The 16,008-nt window shown below is 48.7% G+C and carries 16 protein-coding genes; 11 read left to right on the plus strand and 5 right to left on the minus strand.

The window, feature by feature from the left end:
- Positions 1-25 precede the first annotated feature (25 nt).
- Together BM202_RS04870 and BM202_RS37095 are read left to right on the plus strand one after the other, a co-directional pair.
- Positions 26-1,528 carry an NAD(P)H-hydrate dehydratase gene (locus BM202_RS04870; RefSeq protein ID WP_093823456.1) on the plus strand — a complete coding sequence of 501 codons (1,503 nt, stop codon included), beginning with the start codon at positions 26-28 and terminating at the stop codon, positions 1,526-1,528.
- A 207-nt stretch (positions 1,529-1,735) separates the two neighbouring features.
- The gene (locus BM202_RS37095) at positions 1,736-1,900 is read left to right on the plus strand and encodes a hypothetical protein (RefSeq protein WP_177236503.1); all 165 of its coding nucleotides are present in this window, start codon (positions 1,736-1,738) and stop codon (positions 1,898-1,900) included.
- Between the two features lie 6 nt (positions 1,901-1,906).
- Here the strand turns inward: BM202_RS37095 and feoB are convergent, their stop codons facing one another.
- From feoB to BM202_RS04885, 3 genes are all read right to left on the minus strand, one after another.
- Positions 1,907-4,024, minus strand: coding sequence for a ferrous iron transport protein B (gene feoB, locus BM202_RS04875; RefSeq protein ID WP_093823458.1), 2,118 nt, complete (start codon positions 4,022-4,024; stop codon positions 1,907-1,909).
- Between the two features lie 53 nt (positions 4,025-4,077).
- The gene (locus BM202_RS04880) at positions 4,078-4,320 is read right to left on the minus strand and encodes a FeoA family protein (protein ID WP_093823460.1); all 243 of its coding nucleotides are present in this window, start codon (positions 4,318-4,320) and stop codon (positions 4,078-4,080) included.
- 79 nt (positions 4,321-4,399) lie between these two features.
- Positions 4,400-5,164, minus strand: coding sequence for a sulfite exporter TauE/SafE family protein (locus tag BM202_RS04885; protein WP_093823461.1), 765 nt, complete (start codon positions 5,162-5,164; stop codon positions 4,400-4,402).
- A gap of 124 nt (positions 5,165-5,288) precedes the next feature.
- Between BM202_RS04885 and BM202_RS04890 the strand changes: the two genes are divergently transcribed.
- From BM202_RS04890 to BM202_RS04930, 9 genes are all read left to right on the plus strand, one after another.
- Positions 5,289-5,963: a heme exporter protein CcmB gene (locus BM202_RS04890; protein WP_093823463.1), complete on the plus strand. Its 675-nt coding sequence runs from the start codon at positions 5,289-5,291 to the stop codon at positions 5,961-5,963.
- Between the two features lie 65 nt (positions 5,964-6,028).
- Positions 6,029-6,688, plus strand: a complete 660-nt coding sequence (gene ccsA / locus BM202_RS04895; protein ID WP_093823465.1) for a cytochrome c biogenesis protein — start codon at positions 6,029-6,031, stop codon at positions 6,686-6,688.
- A 67-nt stretch (positions 6,689-6,755) separates the two neighbouring features.
- Complete coding sequence (locus BM202_RS04900; protein ID WP_093823467.1) at positions 6,756-7,019, plus strand: CcmD family protein; 264 nt, start codon at positions 6,756-6,758, stop codon at positions 7,017-7,019.
- A 39-nt stretch (positions 7,020-7,058) separates the two neighbouring features.
- Positions 7,059-7,499 carry a cytochrome c maturation protein CcmE domain-containing protein gene (locus tag BM202_RS04905; protein ID WP_093823469.1) on the plus strand — a complete coding sequence of 147 codons (441 nt, stop codon included), beginning with the start codon at positions 7,059-7,061 and terminating at the stop codon, positions 7,497-7,499.
- Positions 7,496-7,693, plus strand: a complete 198-nt coding sequence (locus BM202_RS04910) for a hypothetical protein (protein WP_093823471.1) — start codon at positions 7,496-7,498, stop codon at positions 7,691-7,693. Before BM202_RS04905 ends, BM202_RS04910 begins: the two co-directional genes overlap by 4 nt.
- Positions 7,690-7,956 (plus strand): ParE family toxin-like protein, encoded by a 267-nt coding sequence (locus BM202_RS04915; RefSeq protein WP_093823473.1) that lies wholly within the window; start codon positions 7,690-7,692, stop codon positions 7,954-7,956. Before BM202_RS04910 ends, BM202_RS04915 begins: the two co-directional genes overlap by 4 nt.
- Positions 7,953-10,616 carry a cytochrome c biogenesis protein CcsA gene (gene ccsA, locus BM202_RS04920; RefSeq protein ID WP_093823475.1) on the plus strand — a complete coding sequence of 888 codons (2,664 nt, stop codon included), beginning with the start codon at positions 7,953-7,955 and terminating at the stop codon, positions 10,614-10,616. The genes BM202_RS04915 and ccsA (BM202_RS04920) overlap by 4 nt, the downstream gene beginning before the upstream one ends.
- A gap of 111 nt (positions 10,617-10,727) precedes the next feature.
- Positions 10,728-10,955: a hypothetical protein gene (locus BM202_RS04925; RefSeq protein WP_093823477.1), complete on the plus strand. Its 228-nt coding sequence runs from the start codon at positions 10,728-10,730 to the stop codon at positions 10,953-10,955.
- 77 nt (positions 10,956-11,032) lie between these two features.
- Positions 11,033-12,322 carry a hemolysin family protein gene (locus BM202_RS04930; protein WP_093823479.1) on the plus strand — a complete coding sequence of 430 codons (1,290 nt, stop codon included), beginning with the start codon at positions 11,033-11,035 and terminating at the stop codon, positions 12,320-12,322.
- Between the two features lie 3 nt (positions 12,323-12,325).
- On the opposite strand, the gene BM202_RS04935 is transcribed toward BM202_RS04930, so the two are convergent.
- Entirely contained in the window at positions 12,326-13,399 is a 1,074-nt protein-coding gene (locus BM202_RS04935; protein WP_093823481.1) for a phosphotransferase family protein, read from the minus strand.
- Positions 13,400-13,528: 129 nt separating this feature from the next.
- Positions 13,529-15,877, minus strand: coding sequence for a DUF7133 domain-containing protein (locus tag BM202_RS04940; RefSeq protein WP_093823483.1), 2,349 nt, complete (start codon positions 15,875-15,877; stop codon positions 13,529-13,531).
- Positions 15,878-16,008: the final 131 nt, after the last annotated feature.

Raw genomic sequence — 16,008 nt, forward strand, 5'->3', positions numbered from 1 at the left:
ACGCTGCGTAACTGACGCCGATTCCATGAAAATTCTAAACGTTGACCAAATTCGCGCGCTTGATCAATCCACTATCCTGCACGAACCCATTGCCCCCATCAATTTAATGGAGCGCGCAGCGCTTGCCTTCGTTGACTGGTTTATCGATCATTTTCCAGTTACAACACCCACTAAAGTCTTCTGTGGCTTAGGCAATAATGGGGGCGATGGACTTTCTATTGCTCGCTTATTACTGGAACGTGACTATCCGGTTGAGGTTCAAGTTGTACGCTACGCTCCCCGGGAGTCGGACGATTTTATGCACAACCACCGTCGGCTTAAACTCGTTACGGAGAATATCAAATACATTGAATTTTCGCGGGATATTCCGGCTTTGCGCCATAATGAAGTGGTTATTGATGCCATTCTTGGAACGGGCCTATCGCGCCCAACCGAAGGCATTGTTAAGGAGACGATTGCGGCCATCAATCGCGCTCCAGCCAGTGTGGTATCGGTCGATATTGCGAGTGGGCTCTACACGGATCAGCCCAACGGACCTAATGACGTTATTATTGAACCAGACTACACCGTTACATTTCAGTTGCCCAAACTGGCCTTCATGCTTCCCAAAAATGGGCGCTACGTTGGCAATTGGCAAATCGTAGATATTCGACTACACAAACGCTATATCGACCTGGCCCCAACGGCCTATTATTTTACCCAACCTAGCGAAGCCAAGTTATTGCTCCACAAGCGCGACCGGTACGCTAATAAGGGTACATTCGGCCACGCGTTGTTATACGCAGGGAGCTTCGGCAAAATTGGGGCGGCCGTTTTGTCGGCGCGGGCGTGCCTGCGGTCGGGGGTAGGACTGCTAACGGTTCAGGTGCCCCGTTGCGGGTATCTGGTTCTGCAAACGGCTGTACCTGAAGCCATGTGCCTCGCCGATGATCATCAAACCCTGCTAACGGGGGCTACAGAGATAAGCAGTCCAGCACCGACCGACTTTACAACGATAGGAATCGGCCCCGGCATAGGCAAAGCGCCCGAAACACTGGCAATGCTGAAGAAATTGCTGCCAACACTGAAAAAACCGATTGTAGTCGATGCCGACGCGTTAAATCTTCTATCTGAAAATCGCGAGTTACTGGACCAGCTTCCACCCAATAGTATCCTGACACCACATCCCAAAGAATTCGAACGGCTTACCCAGAAATGGGATAATGACTATCAAAAACTGGATATACTACGTGAATTCGCTAAGAAATATACAATCGTAGTTGTTTTAAAAGGGGCTTATTCAGCCATAGCCACGCCTGATGGCGATATTCATTTTAATTCAACAGGCAATCCTGGTCTGAGCACCGGCGGCACCGGCGATGTATTGACGGGCATATTGACGGCCTTAGTAGCACAGGGTTACGACTCTGTTGAAGCTGCAGTATTAGGTGTTTTCGCACATGGGCTGGCTGGCGACCGCGTTGCCGAGCAGCGGGGACCAATAGGAATGGTAGCCTCTGATGTTATTGACGCGCTACGTTGGGATTAACTTCAGAAAACATCAAGATTTCTCAGTACTCCGTTACCGCAGAATACAAATGGCGTCTTATTTCTACCTCCCGTTTAGAAGCTTACAACCCTTTTAGCAACAAACGGATCAGGTAGTTATACGTATTGTTAAAATTCCGGGTTTCTGCGCTGTTTTGGCAGCGAGCGAAGCCCCAATTTTGCACTATAGTTATAATCTCATCCCGCCATGAAACAAACCGTTCAACGAGACACGCGCACTAGCCGCCCGATTCGCAAAGCACCGGGTGCATTCGATCAAACAACTGCCTTAGGAAGCTTGACAGTAGCCTTACTATTTTACATTGTGTATCACTTCGTTTATCCGCTCCTCTCGAAAGGATTACTCTGGTAAGCCCGGTTATTTCATAAACTGATACGTAGCAAAAGCTGCCACGTAAGCCAGCGTCATCATGTAGACTAGCTGAACAGCAGGCCACTTCCAGCTTTTAGTTTCGCGTTGCGTAGCTGCTAAGGTACTCATACACATCATCGCAAACACGTAAAAAATCAGGAGCGACCAGGCCAGGGCGGGTGTGTACATTGGCCCGCCTGTCGCTGGATTCTTCTCCTGCCGAAGTCGTTCGCGAATAGTAACGTTTTCGTCGTCGGCCCCGGCGCCAATGCTATAGATCGTGGACATCGTGCCGACAAATACCTCACGGGCAGCAAATGAACTGAGCAGTGCGATGCCAATTTTCCAGTCGTAGCCAAGTGGCCGGATTACCGGTTCAATAAAGTGGCCAAACTGCCCGGCATAAGACGATTCGAGCCGTTCGGATGCGACGCGGTTTTCTAAATCTTCAGACGTAAGCGTCGTTGATTCCTGCCGAATCCTGGTTTCGGCCTGATCCATGTCATTGCCGGGGCCGTAGCTGGCCAGTACCCACAGCACAATCGAAATTGCCAGAATCACCCGTCCAGCTTCCCAGACGAATGCCCGAACGCTTTCCCAAACTGTCAGTGCTACGTGGTTCCATCGAGGTAGCTTGAACGTTGGCAATTCCATAATAAAAAAACCGCGCTCTTTCGTCCGCAGAACAAGCTTCAGGATATAAGCCGCCATTAACGCACTGATCAGGCCAAGTAAATAAAGGCCCATCAGCGCCAGTCCCTGCAAATTAAATACGCCCAGAACGCGCTGGCTCGGTACGACTAAGGCGATCAGAATAGTATAGATGGGCAAACGGGCTGAACAACTCATGAGCGGGGTTACCAGTATGGTTATGAGCCGGTCGCGTCGGGTACCAATACTACGAGTGGCCATGATAGCTGGCACAGCACACGCTACCCCCGAAATAAGGGGCACAACACTACGTCCATTGAGCCCAAACTTTCGCATGATACGGTCCATGATGACCATTACCCGCGACATATACCCAGATTCTTCAAGCAAACCAACCAGCAAAAACAGGAACGCGATCTGCGGAATAAAAACGAGAATACCGCCTATTCCAGCAAGAATTCCATCCGTCAACAAGTTTGTCAGAGGACCAGCGGGCAGGCTTTCTTTTAACTGCCCGTTCAACCAGGCAACGCCCGTATCAATCGCATCCATAAACGGTTGCGCCCATGCAAAAATGGCCTGAAAAATCAGCAGCAATACGAACCCAAAAATGGCATAGCCCCAAATTGGATGAAGCAATACCTTATCAAGTTTCTGGCTCCATGTTGGTTGTCCAGTCGGGCGCTTATCAACAACAACCTCCTCTACAACGGTCGCAATGTATTTGTAGCGGGCAATGGTTTCATCTGCCTGGAAAGTTGGTTCGCTAAATTTATGTTTATCAATAATCGCATCCAGATCAAGCCGTTGCTGACGATTCAGGAACGTGAATCCGTCGTGCTGAATAACGTATTGAAGTGCGAGGTAGTTATTGTCGAGTTGATACTGAGTCTTGGTATCCGTAATAAGGCCAGCGGCTTCTTTAGCTGGGTCAAAGAACAAGTTAGTCGACAGCGTTGGTGATTGAATCTGACTGACAACCGCCTTTTTAAGCTGTTCCAAGCCTTCTCCGGCGCGGGCATTAATTCGCACCACGGGTACACCTAACCGCATCGCCAACCGCACGGCGTTAACTTCCTTCAATTGCTGATGAGCTACATCAAGCATGTTCAGGGCTAGTATGACTGGTACACCAAGATCGGCGACCTGTGTGAAAAGCAAGAGATTTCGATGGAGGTTCGCGGCATCGACAACCACTATGGTTACGTCAGGATAGTCTGGATGAGATGGATTAGCCAGAATATCGGTAACGAGTTGTTCGTCTAAAGACTTGGGATAAATCGAATAGATTCCGGGTAGATCAACAACCGTCGCAACCGTTAGGGAATCAATCGGCCACGTTCCCGATTTCTTATCAACCGTAACGCCGGGGAAATTACCCGTCTTCTGACGCAGCCCCGTTAGTTGATTGAACAGTGAGGATTTACCGGCATTCGGGTTGCCAACGAGGGCAATTATAGGAGATGATTTCAAGGCAGTTTACGGTTTACGCTTTACGGTTGCCTTCAACCATAAATCATAAACGCTTAATTATCAATCAGAATCGTTGACGCTTCAGACTTTCGCATCGCCAGGCAATAGCCCGCCACATTCAGGCAAATCGGATCACCAAGTGGAGCTCTGCTAAACAAACATACCTCAGCGCCTGGCAGGCAGCCCATTTCGAGGAGTTTAAGCGACATTAACTGATCGCTGAACGACTGAATAGTAGCCCGTTCACCAATCTGTAAGTCAGCCACGCTACGCTTGTTACTAGTACTGAGTGCCAAAATTCGTTACGGTTACTGCGTTTATTTAGATTCAATTTAATTAACGCAAGATTACAACTGAAAGTTTGTGTATGCAAATTTACTGTACTAAATCCCATGCAAACCGCAGAATCGTGGTGGCAATAACCAGCAGAAAGAAAACCCGGATAAAGCGGTTGCCCTTCAAAATAGCCAGTCGTGCGCCCAGAAACGCGCCAGAAAGATTGGCCACAGCCATTGGGAAGGCTACCGCATAAAGGACTTTGCCTTCGCTTATGAAAAATAACGTGCTGGCCAGATTGGTGGCGGCATTAACCAGCTTAGCATGAGCACTCGCCTTAAGAAAATCAAAACCTATAAGCGCGATAAACCCGAGTACAAGGAAGCTACCCGTTCCCGGCCCGAAAAAGCCATCGTAAAATCCGATCCCTACCCCCATCGTCCACATCCGTATTCGCTGCTGACGCGCTGATACGTATTGACTGGTTGCCTGCCCGAAATCTTTTTTGGTCAACGTATAAATAAATACCGCAATGAGAATGACCAGCGCAAAGGGTTTCATAAAGCTGTTAGGCACGCGCGTAAGCGTCCAGGAACCTAACCACGACGCACCAAATGCCATCACCATCATGGGCGCAATGAATTTCCCAACAACTGCTACGTGTCGGCTGTATTGAAACGCGCCCATCAGGCTCCCCGACAGGGAAGGGATTTTGGTGGAACCAAGCAGCGTCGGAACGGGGTATTGTGGCAGTGTAAAGAGAATGGCAGGTGTCTGAATCAGGCCGCCCCCACCAATAATTGCATCAATAAAACCGGCAAGTAAAGAAAAACCGCAGAGGGTCAGAATAGTCGAATAATCCATCAATTAAACCAGGAAGCCGTCCAAATCCAGAAAAAGGCATAGCCTTGTGGATGAACAGAACGCAAAACTATTTCTTTTTCACGTCGGCATTGCACTGTAAATTTGCAGAATTAAAAGACAGAGCATGGCAGAATCAGTACGACAGATGGGGGCGTTGATGCGGAAAGAGTTTCTGCTGGAGTGGCGGCAACGCTACGCGCTCAATGGCATGCTGTTGTACATCGTTGGGGCAGTATTTGTGTGTTACCTGAGTTTCAACGCCCGCCGTGGTCAGTTAACGCCCATTGTCTGGAATACGTTATTTTGGATTATTCTGCTGTTTACAGCCATTAACGCCATCGCTAAAAGTTTTGTGCAGGAACGTGCCGGCCGGCAGTTGTACTATTACACGCTGGCCAGCCCACAGCAGATCATTATCTCAAAAATCCTGTACAATACTGCTTTGATGCTCGTGCTGGCTTTGTTAGGCTTTAGTGTGTATGCCTTTGTGTTGGGAAATCCCGTTAACGATGTACCGTTATACCTGTTGACATTGGTGCTGGGAGCGATTGGGTTTGCGGCTTCCCTAACGCTGGTGTCAGGCATTGCCAGCAAAGCTGAAAATCCAGCGACCTTGATGGCCGTTCTAAGTTTTCCGATCATTCTGCCGTTGTTGCTGATGTTGTTGAAAATCTCAAAAAACGCACTCGATGGGCTCGACCGAAGTGTAAGCTGGGACGAGATGGGAACAGTTCTCGCCATTGACGCCATTGTCTTGACGTTATCATGGCTGCTCTTTCCGTTTTTATGGCGGAGTTAAGTAACGCGGACCTCTTGTCCGCCCACAACATAAACGAATAGCGGACAAGAGATCCGCGTTATAGTATGACAAAAAACTGGTGGAAGGCCCTTTCGGTCTTGATTTTAACTTACGTAATGTTACAGGGACTAATGGGCGTAGTACCGCGCCAACCCATTCTGAATGAGAGTATTCGGAATGTGTACTTTCACGTCCCACTGTGGTTTGGTATGATCATTTTGCTGTTAACCTCAGCCATTTTTTCCATTAAATACCTTCGCAACGGCCGTATCGGTGACGACGTAGTGGCCGTTGAATTTGCCAATACCGCCATTCTTTTTGGTCTTCTGGGTTGTGCAACAGGCTCTCTATGGGCCAACTTCACCTGGGGCGAACCCTGGCCAAACGATCCAAAGCTAAATAGCGTGGCCGTGGGAATGCTGATGTACCTTGCCTACCTGATTCTACGCGGTTCGTTCGACGACGAGCAACGACGCGCCCGTATTTCGGCTGTCTACAACATCTTCGCTTTTGCGGTGTTCGTTCCGCTTATTTTCATTGTGCCGCGCTTAACTGACTCATTACATCCAGGTAATGGCGGCAATCCGGCTTTTGGCAAATACGATATGAACAGTCAGATGCGGATGGTCTTCTATCCGGCTGTTATCGGCTTCACTTTATTGGGTGTTTGGATCACCGAATTACGCGTTCGTGTTCGTCGGTTAAAAATTGTATTGGATGACTAAACTCATGCCTTACTCCCGGAATGATTCACCCTGTTTTTGCGTTAATTTTGTACTTTCATCTACTTAAATGAGACTGCCTTCTTTTCTTAAATTTCCGCTAGCGGCTCTTGTTCTACTCAGTCATACACTTATGGCTCAACAGCCGGTTTCCAATGGGGTTGAAATGGCCGACCAGTTAAGGGCCGATGGCAAAATCTGGGTGGTCGTCGCTGTTATTGCAGCCGTGTTTGCGGGTATTATTATTTACCTCATCCGGCTTGATAGTCAGATTGGAAAACTCGAAAAAGAAGTTAAGAATCAGACAAAACATAAAACACAGGACGTTGGTTAGGCCTGTTTTTCCATTTCTCTAACCGCTGATTGCTAAACCATGAAAATCTCTCACATTTTAGGTATTGTCGTCATTGCCCTGGCCATTGGTATTATCGTGTCAACAGCGGGTGATGCCAGTTCGTACGTTACGTTTAAGCAGGCAACCGAGCTTGCTAAAGATGGCGACGACAAAATGATTCACGTCGTTGGTAAGGTGCAGAAAGATGCAAAAGGTCGGATTACGGACATGCTCTATAACCCGGCAATTGATCCAAACCACTTTGAATTCACGCTGGTGGACAATGACAGCCACGCCCAGAAGGTCGTTTATAACAGTCCCAAGCCACAGGATTTCGAACGGTCGGAGCAGATCGTAATCATCGGTGCCATGCAGGGCGATCACTTTCAGTGCAACAAGATTCTGCTGAAATGTCCATCCAAATACCAGGACGGTAAGCTGGAAACGACCGAACACGAAGCCAAAACCGCCCAATTATGAGTGTACAGGATATAGAAAAGGCCGCTAAAGAATTGCCTGTCGACGAATTGGACGGTCTAGTAACCCGCCTTTTTGACTTTTTTAATGACCGATGGGATAAGCAAATAGAATCCGACGCGAAAGCAGGTCGATTAGATAATTTGTTGAGTGAAGCAAGAGAAGAAATTCGTAAGGGCAATACAAAGCCCTTATGAATCACCACACAACAACAAAATTCTGGAAACGTTATTACAGTTTATCTGAGGCAATTCAAGAATTAGCTGATAAGAATTTCGACCTTTTAAAAGCTGATCCACTGCATCCTTCACTACATTTTAAAGAAATAAGTGGCAAAGATAATTTGTGGGCTGCTCGTGTAGGTGATCATTTCCGTGCGTTGGCCATACGTGAAGACAACGAATTATATTGGTTTTGGATAGGCTCTCACTCAGAATACGATAGAATAATTAGTCAATGATACATACCACAGTCGGGCAACTCGGCCACTTTTTTGTTATCCTGTCGTTCGTTACAGCCCTCGTTGCAACGGTCGCTTATTTTTTGTCGGCCCTGGGTCGAACTAGCCAGGTTCAGGCAGTGGCGGTTGAGGAACCCCAGTTAGCCTATGCAGGTGAATCGAGTTTTGGTGGCAAGACGACGAAACGTAAAGCTAAAGCCACTGTCGAAACGGTTGAACCACCTGCCCGCGACGACTGGCGTACGCTGGCACGCTGGGCGTTCTACCTGCATGGAGCAGCCGTAGTTGGCGTGGTCGCATCACTGTTTTATATCGTTTACAATCACTACTTCGAATATCATTACGCCTGGAGCCATTCGTCGCGGGCGTTGCCGGTGCAGTACATGATTTCGTGTTTCTGGGAAGGTCAGGAAGGCTCGTTTCTGCTCTGGCTTTTCTGGAATGCTTTATTAGGAGCCATTCTGATACGTACCAGTGGGAAGCAGTGGGAAGCGCCCATGATGGCAGTTTTTGCGCTTGTACAGGCTTTTCTCGCATCCATGATTCTGGGCGTTGTTTTCGGTGACACCTTCAAACTGGGCTCGTCGCCTTTTTTGTTGTTGACCGAAGCCATGCCCGACGCGCCAATCTTTACCGCTGATCCAAACTTCGTACCTCAGGATGGCAACGGTCTGAATCCCTTGCTCCAGAACTACTGGATGGTCATTCACCCACCAACCTTGTTTCTGGGTTTCGCCTTAACGCTGGTGCCTTTTGCCTACTGCGTGGCGGGTTTATGGCGTAACCAACCGTACGAATGGATTCGTCCCGCCTTACCCTGGACGCTCTTCGGAGCGATGGTACTCGGTATCGGCATCATGATGGGCGGCTACTGGGCTTACGAAACCCTTAATTTTGGTGGCTACTGGAACTGGGACCCCGTCGAGAACGCCGTATATGTTCCCTGGCTGGTAATGGTTGGCGCCCTACACACAATGCTAATCGCCAAGCGTAGTTCAACTGGATTGAAGGCGGCTATTATTCTGTCTATCAGCACGTTCCTGCTAATCCTTTATTCAACTTTCCTGACACGTAGCGGTATTCTGGGCAATGCTTCGGTTCACTCGTTCACGGACTTGGGCTTATCAGGTCAGTTGCTGGTGTACCTGTTGGCGTTTGTCGTTTTAGCGGTATTGCTGGCCACCGTCAAGTGGAAATATATTCCGAGCGATGAAGAAGAGGCTTCGGTGTATACCAAAGAATTCTGGTTGTTTATCGGGGCTACGATCTTGTGTCTGGCTGCTTTTCAGGTCATTGCCACAACCTCTATTCCCGTTTATAACAAGATTCTGGAATCATTTGGCAAAGTGTCAAACCTGGCCATGCCGACTGACGCCATGGCTCATTTTGGCAAATTCCAGACCTGGTTCTTTGCCGCTATTGCGTTGCTGACGGGCCTTGGGCAGTTTATGTGGTGGCGCAAAATCGAGAACAAAAAATGGGATGCGCTCATTACGCCCGGCATTATTACTCTCCTCGCAAGTGCGGCTATCATTGCCTTTGGGGGTATCAAGAATCCGGTTTACATGGTCTTGTTAGTCGCGTCAGTTTTTGCGCTGATAACAAATGGGACAATCTTGCTGGGCATCATTCGGGGTAATTACCGGCTGTCGGGGGGCGCAATTGCGCACTTAGGCATGGCGCTCATGCTGATTGGCATTCTGTATTCATCGGGTTATTCGCGGGTTATTTCCCTAAATAACAGCGGCTTGATGATTTCAAAAGGCGACGATTTCACGAAGAACAACAATAAAGAAAATAAAGAGAACGTCCTGCTCTGGCTCAATCAACCGGAGCGGATGGACAAATACCAATTGACCTATCGAGGTCAGTACATTGAGGTCCGGGGCATGCCGGGCTATACAGCCCGTGAAAACGTAGATGTAATTGAAGGCGATTTTCACGGCGTTGCCCAGCGCGACATCGAGCAGAACGGTAAGGTGTATTTCAAGAAAGGCGACACGCTGGCGCTCTATCCAGAAAATGTGCATTACGCAGTCGAATACCGGGAGCCTAGCGGTCAGATTTTCACCCTCTATCCGCGGATTCAGGTTAACAAGCGCATGGGCGTAGTGCTGTCCCCCGACATTAGCCATTCGATGCCTCGTGATGTGTATACCTACATCGCCACGGCCCCCGACCCATCGGCTGAAACACAGTGGGAGAAAACCGAAACGTTTTCTGTAGCCATTAAAGACACTTTTTTTCTGAATGACTACGTAGCGATTCTGGACGACGTAGTACGGACAAATGAGGTGGAAGGCGTGGAAGTTGGGCCGGGCGACGCGGCTGTTCGGGCGAAGGTTCGTGTACTTGACAAAAACGGCGAGCATATTCTTAACCCGGCTTTCGTCATCAAAAACCGCATGGTAGCCCATCCGGCGGAATTGAGCGATGAACTGGGTGTTCGAATTCAGCTGAATGAAATTGACCCTCGAACGGGAAAATTTACGTTCGCTGTCAATCGAACACAGCGTGATTATATCGTCATGAAAGCGTTTGAAAAACCACTCATTAACATTCTCTGGATCGGTACGCTGATTGTGGTGCTTGGTTTTGCCATTGCCACCATTCGCCGGTATCGGGAATTCAGAAAAATGAGAGATAAAAGCGTAGCCTAGTTTTTACAGAGCTGCCTGAACATAAGCATCTTCTGGTAGCTATAACAAATACGCTCAATACTTCGCCAGACCGACTTCGGAGCCGGTCTGGCGTTCTAGTTTAGACAAAAAATGAAACTTTCTGAAACGCTTCTTCTGGCGGCTGCGGCCGGATTTCTGATTCTCTGGATTGCCGAATACCAGCGCACTACGTTCATGGATAGCTATTGGCTATTAATGCTATGTCTGGCTTTTCTGCTGGCGTTTCAGTATGTTCGCAATAAACGTCTCGAACGCGAAAAAGCCATCTCGCCCACCATCAAGCAAATGGTGGAAAATCGGAAGAAAAAGAAAAAATAGGTTTACGGTATTCGGTTAATAACACGCGTTGCAGGTACCGAATACCATAAGCTAAATACCGTAAACCATAAACCTATTTGGAACCATACGTCCTTTTATTCGGTGCCTTACTTGCCCTTGTTCTGGCTGGCTTTTTCTCTGCCGTCGAGATGGCCTACGTATCAGTCAACCGGCTCTATTTTGAACTTCACAGCAAACAAGGACCACTAAGCGAAAAATTAGTATCCGGTTTTCTCAAGAATCCGATTCTATTTGTCGGTACAACACTGACCGGAAACACGCTGTTTCTGGTTCTTTATACCGTTTTTGGTGTAACCGTCCTGAACCCTCTGCTAATTGCCCTATTACCAGACAATTGGGCCGGGTATGAATCGGTATTTATTGCCCTCGAAACCCTGATTCTGACGGTCATTTTTCTGCCCCTGGCCGATTATATTCCCAAAAGCCTGGCCCTTATTCACCCCGACCGGTTTCTGGAAGCACTGGCCGTTCCGCTTTGGGTTATTTACAAGACCATTGCGCCCGTCGTTCGAATGCTGGTTGGTATAGCCCGCTTCTTCATCCGCTACGTATTAGGCAAACGAAATCCTGAAATTCGACCGGTTTTCGGCCTGACAGATCTCAATCATTACCTCCAGCAACTGAATCAGAAATCAGATACAAAAGAGAAGGAAGTCGAGGTTGATACGCAGATTTTCAACAACGCCATTGAGTTTCGCGACGTGCGGGTTCGCGATTGTTTAGTACCCAGAACGGAAATTACGGCCATTGAAGTAGATGATACCGTTGAAGAACTACGGCAGGCATTTCAGGACAGCGGTCATTCCAAAATCGTTGTGTACCGGGATACCATCGACGATGTTATCGGCTATTGCCACGCGCTTGCCCTGTTCAAAAAACCGGCCACCGTCGAGGAAATAATTACGCCAATTATTACCGTTCCCGAAACCATGCCCGCTCAGGATTTGCTGCTGCGTTTTCTGTCCGAGCGCAAGAGCCTGGCCTTGGTCGTGGATGAATTTGGCGGTACGGCGGGCATCGTGAGTGTGGAAGACATGGTTGAAAAGATTTTCGGGGAGATTCAGGATGAGTATGATACAAACGAAGACTGGGTTGAACAACAACTGGACGAAACAACCTGGCTGCTGAGCGCCCGTCATGAGATTGACGATCTGAACATAACGTACGGCTGGAATATACCAAAGGGAGATTATGATACGCTTGGTGGCTTGATCCTGGAGACACATGAAGATGTTCCTGCGGTTGGCGAGGTTATTGAATTTTCGCCCTTTACCTTCACCATTGTTTCCATGGACGGTACCCGTATAGACACGGTCAAGGTTCATCTGAACCGAAGCCGGGAATAGCTATTAAATCTTTCCACTTTCTATAGACGAAGCCGCTTTGTTGGCTAGCTCAATAATCATCGGCAACAGATGGCCAAAGCGGGCATCCTGACTATGTCCCAGCTTCCATCGGGCATAAATCTGTTGAGCAATCACGGCGTTTTTATAGAGACCGAACACGTAGTAATATAGAATATTACTCAAGTCGCGACTACTACGTTCGGCATAACGATTCACCACTTCCTGCCGGGTTAAATTCCCGGAAAGCCAGGTCAAATTAAAGTTTCTGTAAGCCGGACTGTCTGTCGCTTCCGACCAATAGGCCAGCGTTGCGCCCAAATCCATAAGCGGATCGCCCACCGTTGCCATCTCCCAATCCAACACCCCTTTGATAACCGGTGTCGGCTCTCCGGTGGTTGGGTCAGGAGCCAGCAATACGTTGTCGAATTTGTAATCGTTGTGCAGAAAAGCCGGAGCCTGTCCGGCAGGATAGTTTTGCTGCAGCCAGTCGCCAACATGGTCCATTGCCGGAATTTTATCCGTTTCGGCCATTCGGTAGCGCTTGTTCCAGCCTTCAACCTGTCGCAGAACGTAGCCCTCCGGTTTCCCCAACTGAATCATTCCACTGGTATGAATATCTAACCCATGAATGGCAACCAGGTTATCAACTAATGCCTCAGCTAGTTGACGCATTAAAGCAGGTGCCAGATTCAGCGTTGGTGCCATGGGCGCCCTCAAAATAATGCCTGGCACCCGCTCCATTATATAGAACGGCACACCCAATACACCGGTCGATTCGCAATAAACGACGGGTTCAGGTATCTTATCGTAATGCCCTTTGAGCAGCGATAATACCCGAAATTCGCGGCCCATATCATGCCCACCTTTGATATTCGCGCCAGCCGGTGGCCGACGTAGCACATACTCTCCGGTAGCCGTTTTGAGCCAGTACGTCAGGTTCGAGAAGCCGCCCGAAAACTGTCGGACATCCAGCACTAACCCCATATCAGGAGCCTGTTCGTACAAATATGCATTCAGACGAGTCAGATCAAGTTCTTCTCCCGCACGAACGGGACGGGGAGCATCGGAAGCGGTCATTAAGTTGGTACTGGGATTGATTTATTTATCATTCCGACGAAGGAGGAATCTTCGGATAATGGCTTTTTTGCCCTACCAAACATTCCTCCTTCGTCAGAATGATAAACTCTTATATAATCTCACGAATGCTTAATCACTTGTTTTTTCAAGTTCCGATAACGTCCACGCTTTAGTACGTCCTGAGGTTTCTTCCCGTATTTTTTTCACCTCTTCGGCTTTCACAAAGGGTTTGAAGTTTCGTCGTTTTAACACTTCTTGCGGTATGCCAGCAGGACGGGGGCCGGGCGGTGGCGGACTAGGTGGGAAATTGCCGGTATAGCCAAATTCATAGCGGATATAACTCAGAACGGAGGCTATCCACGCATCGTCATTGGCACTCATGGATGGCATCACATCCGGGTACGATTTATCATCAACCGGCCCAGACAACCCATGAAGCAGAATTCTGATCAGCGCATCTCTCTCACCAACGATACGTTTTGAGCCGAACAACGGGGGAGCTACCATGCTGCTTCCGCCAACGGCCAGGCCTTTCCCATCGGGGCCGTGACACGTAGCACAGAGTGTTTTGAACGTATTGGCCCCGGCTATAACACTATTCCGATCAGCCGCTTCAAGACGGCCAAGACGCAACCCATACGTCTTGACGTCGTCGTTTTTCAAGAGGCTTTTCTGAGCACTGGCCAACATTTCATTAGTCGCATTCTGTCCTAAAAGCTCGTCCGTCAGTGCTTTTGCGGTAGCTGATTTGCTGGCATGTAACGATAGAACGAGTTGCGTGCGCACATCATAATTCGGATCATCTTTCAATTCCCGAAACCTGTCGATCACTGGCTCATCATCTGCTTTTACGTAGCGTTCCCCAATCCAGACCGCCGATCGCCGAACCTGCGGATCTTCGTCTTTCAGGGCCGCAATTACCATGTCTTTATCTATGGCGTCCAGCCCTTCCAGCGTCCATAATGCATGAAGTCGACCGAGAGCCGAAGGTTTCTTAGGCAGCGATCCCTGTTGCCCCAAAGCAATCTGTTTCAGCACCGGAACAACCGATTGATCGCCCAGAATAACGAGCTGCTTTTGGGCATTATCGCGCCACCAGCCGTTCGGATGATCCAGGTACGTAACCAGTTTAGCACTCGGTTCATCGAGCATGTGTGGCATCTGTCCGGGCTTCATGCCATCGTGTACTAATCGGTAAATTCGTCCGTGCTGCACGTTTTTGTCCAGGCCCAGCCGCTGAATCTGTGGCCGGAGGTAACTGCCTTTGGGCGTCCATTGCGACTCCTGAATGATGCCCCGGTTCATATCGACGATGTACAAACAACCATCCGGGCCGGTATACGTATTAACAGGCCGGAAATTCATATCGGTCGAGGCAATGAACTCCTGTTGTTTGTAGGCATTCTCCAGCCGCAATTTTCCGTTCGTATTGATGACTTTAGCGCGTCGGATAATCCGAGCAACAGGCTCACCAATCAGGTAATCGCCAATCAGATCAGACGGGAGTTTGTCGCCCCGAAAAATGGATTGCCCATTGCTGGCCGTAAAGTGATTCAGCGTACTGTCGGCAAGTCGTAACCGGTTCAGACCGCCCTGAATGTCAGGCGTTTTTATAATTGGCCAGACGGCATTAAATTCCTCGTTATACTGATCGGGAAACTCAAGACCACCGTACACCGGATTTATCTGAAAACCCGATGCCGGAATTTCACCACCTGCTCTGGAGAAAAATAAACGACCGTAATTATCGTGCGTTAACCCCCATTGCCCGTTCGAGCCGCTGGGCATCGAATCGACCTTTAACTGGCCATTTTTATACCGAAACCGAACTGGGTCAACCGTTACGTAAATCCAGTTATCGAGGTTCCAGTCCAGCCCGCTACGCTGGTGTTCGAGGTTACCGGGCGATTTTTTACCAACCTGATAAACAGCTTTTTTAGTATCGGCTACGCCGTCTCCATTCGTGTCTTTATAACTGTAGATATCATATGTATCGGTCTCATTCACCAGCAATTCATGGTCGACGCATAGAATCATGCGGGGCAGAAGGAGCTTATCGATAAAGACCGAACTCTTGTCCATCTTCCCGTCCCCGTTGGTGTCTTCGAGCAGCATAACCCGGCTCACAGGATCATGCTCATTGGAGCCATCCACGTCCTGCATATACGTGTCCATCTCGGCCACATACATTTTAGCGTTCCCATCCCAGGCAATAGCCACCGGTTCTTTAATCATTGGATCGCTGGCTACCAGTTCCATATGATACCCTTTGGGTACCCGGAATGATTTCAGGCTCTGCTCCGGACTTAACTGAACCGGCGAAGGATTTGCGGTAAAAGCGGGGACAGTATCGGCCTGTGCCATGTTACGTTGAGCGGTTTCCTGCCCAATACCGGGGGACGATTTCTGGGCAACTCGACAAGTAACGACTGACATCGAGAGCGCAAGCAAACCCAGCATCCAGTGCTTATTTTTCATACGTGAGAATCGTTAAAGATAAGACTAAAAGATAGCTTTGGTCAACTCTTACCTACGAATCAAAGGTTCATTTCAAAAAATGATTTTAGGCAACAATTGAGTAATAAGAACGTATCGATTGGCTTTAACAG

This window comes from Spirosoma endophyticum, from assembly GCF_900112365.1.
Lineage (GTDB): Bacteria > Bacteroidota > Bacteroidia > Cytophagales > Spirosomataceae > Spirosoma > Spirosoma endophyticum.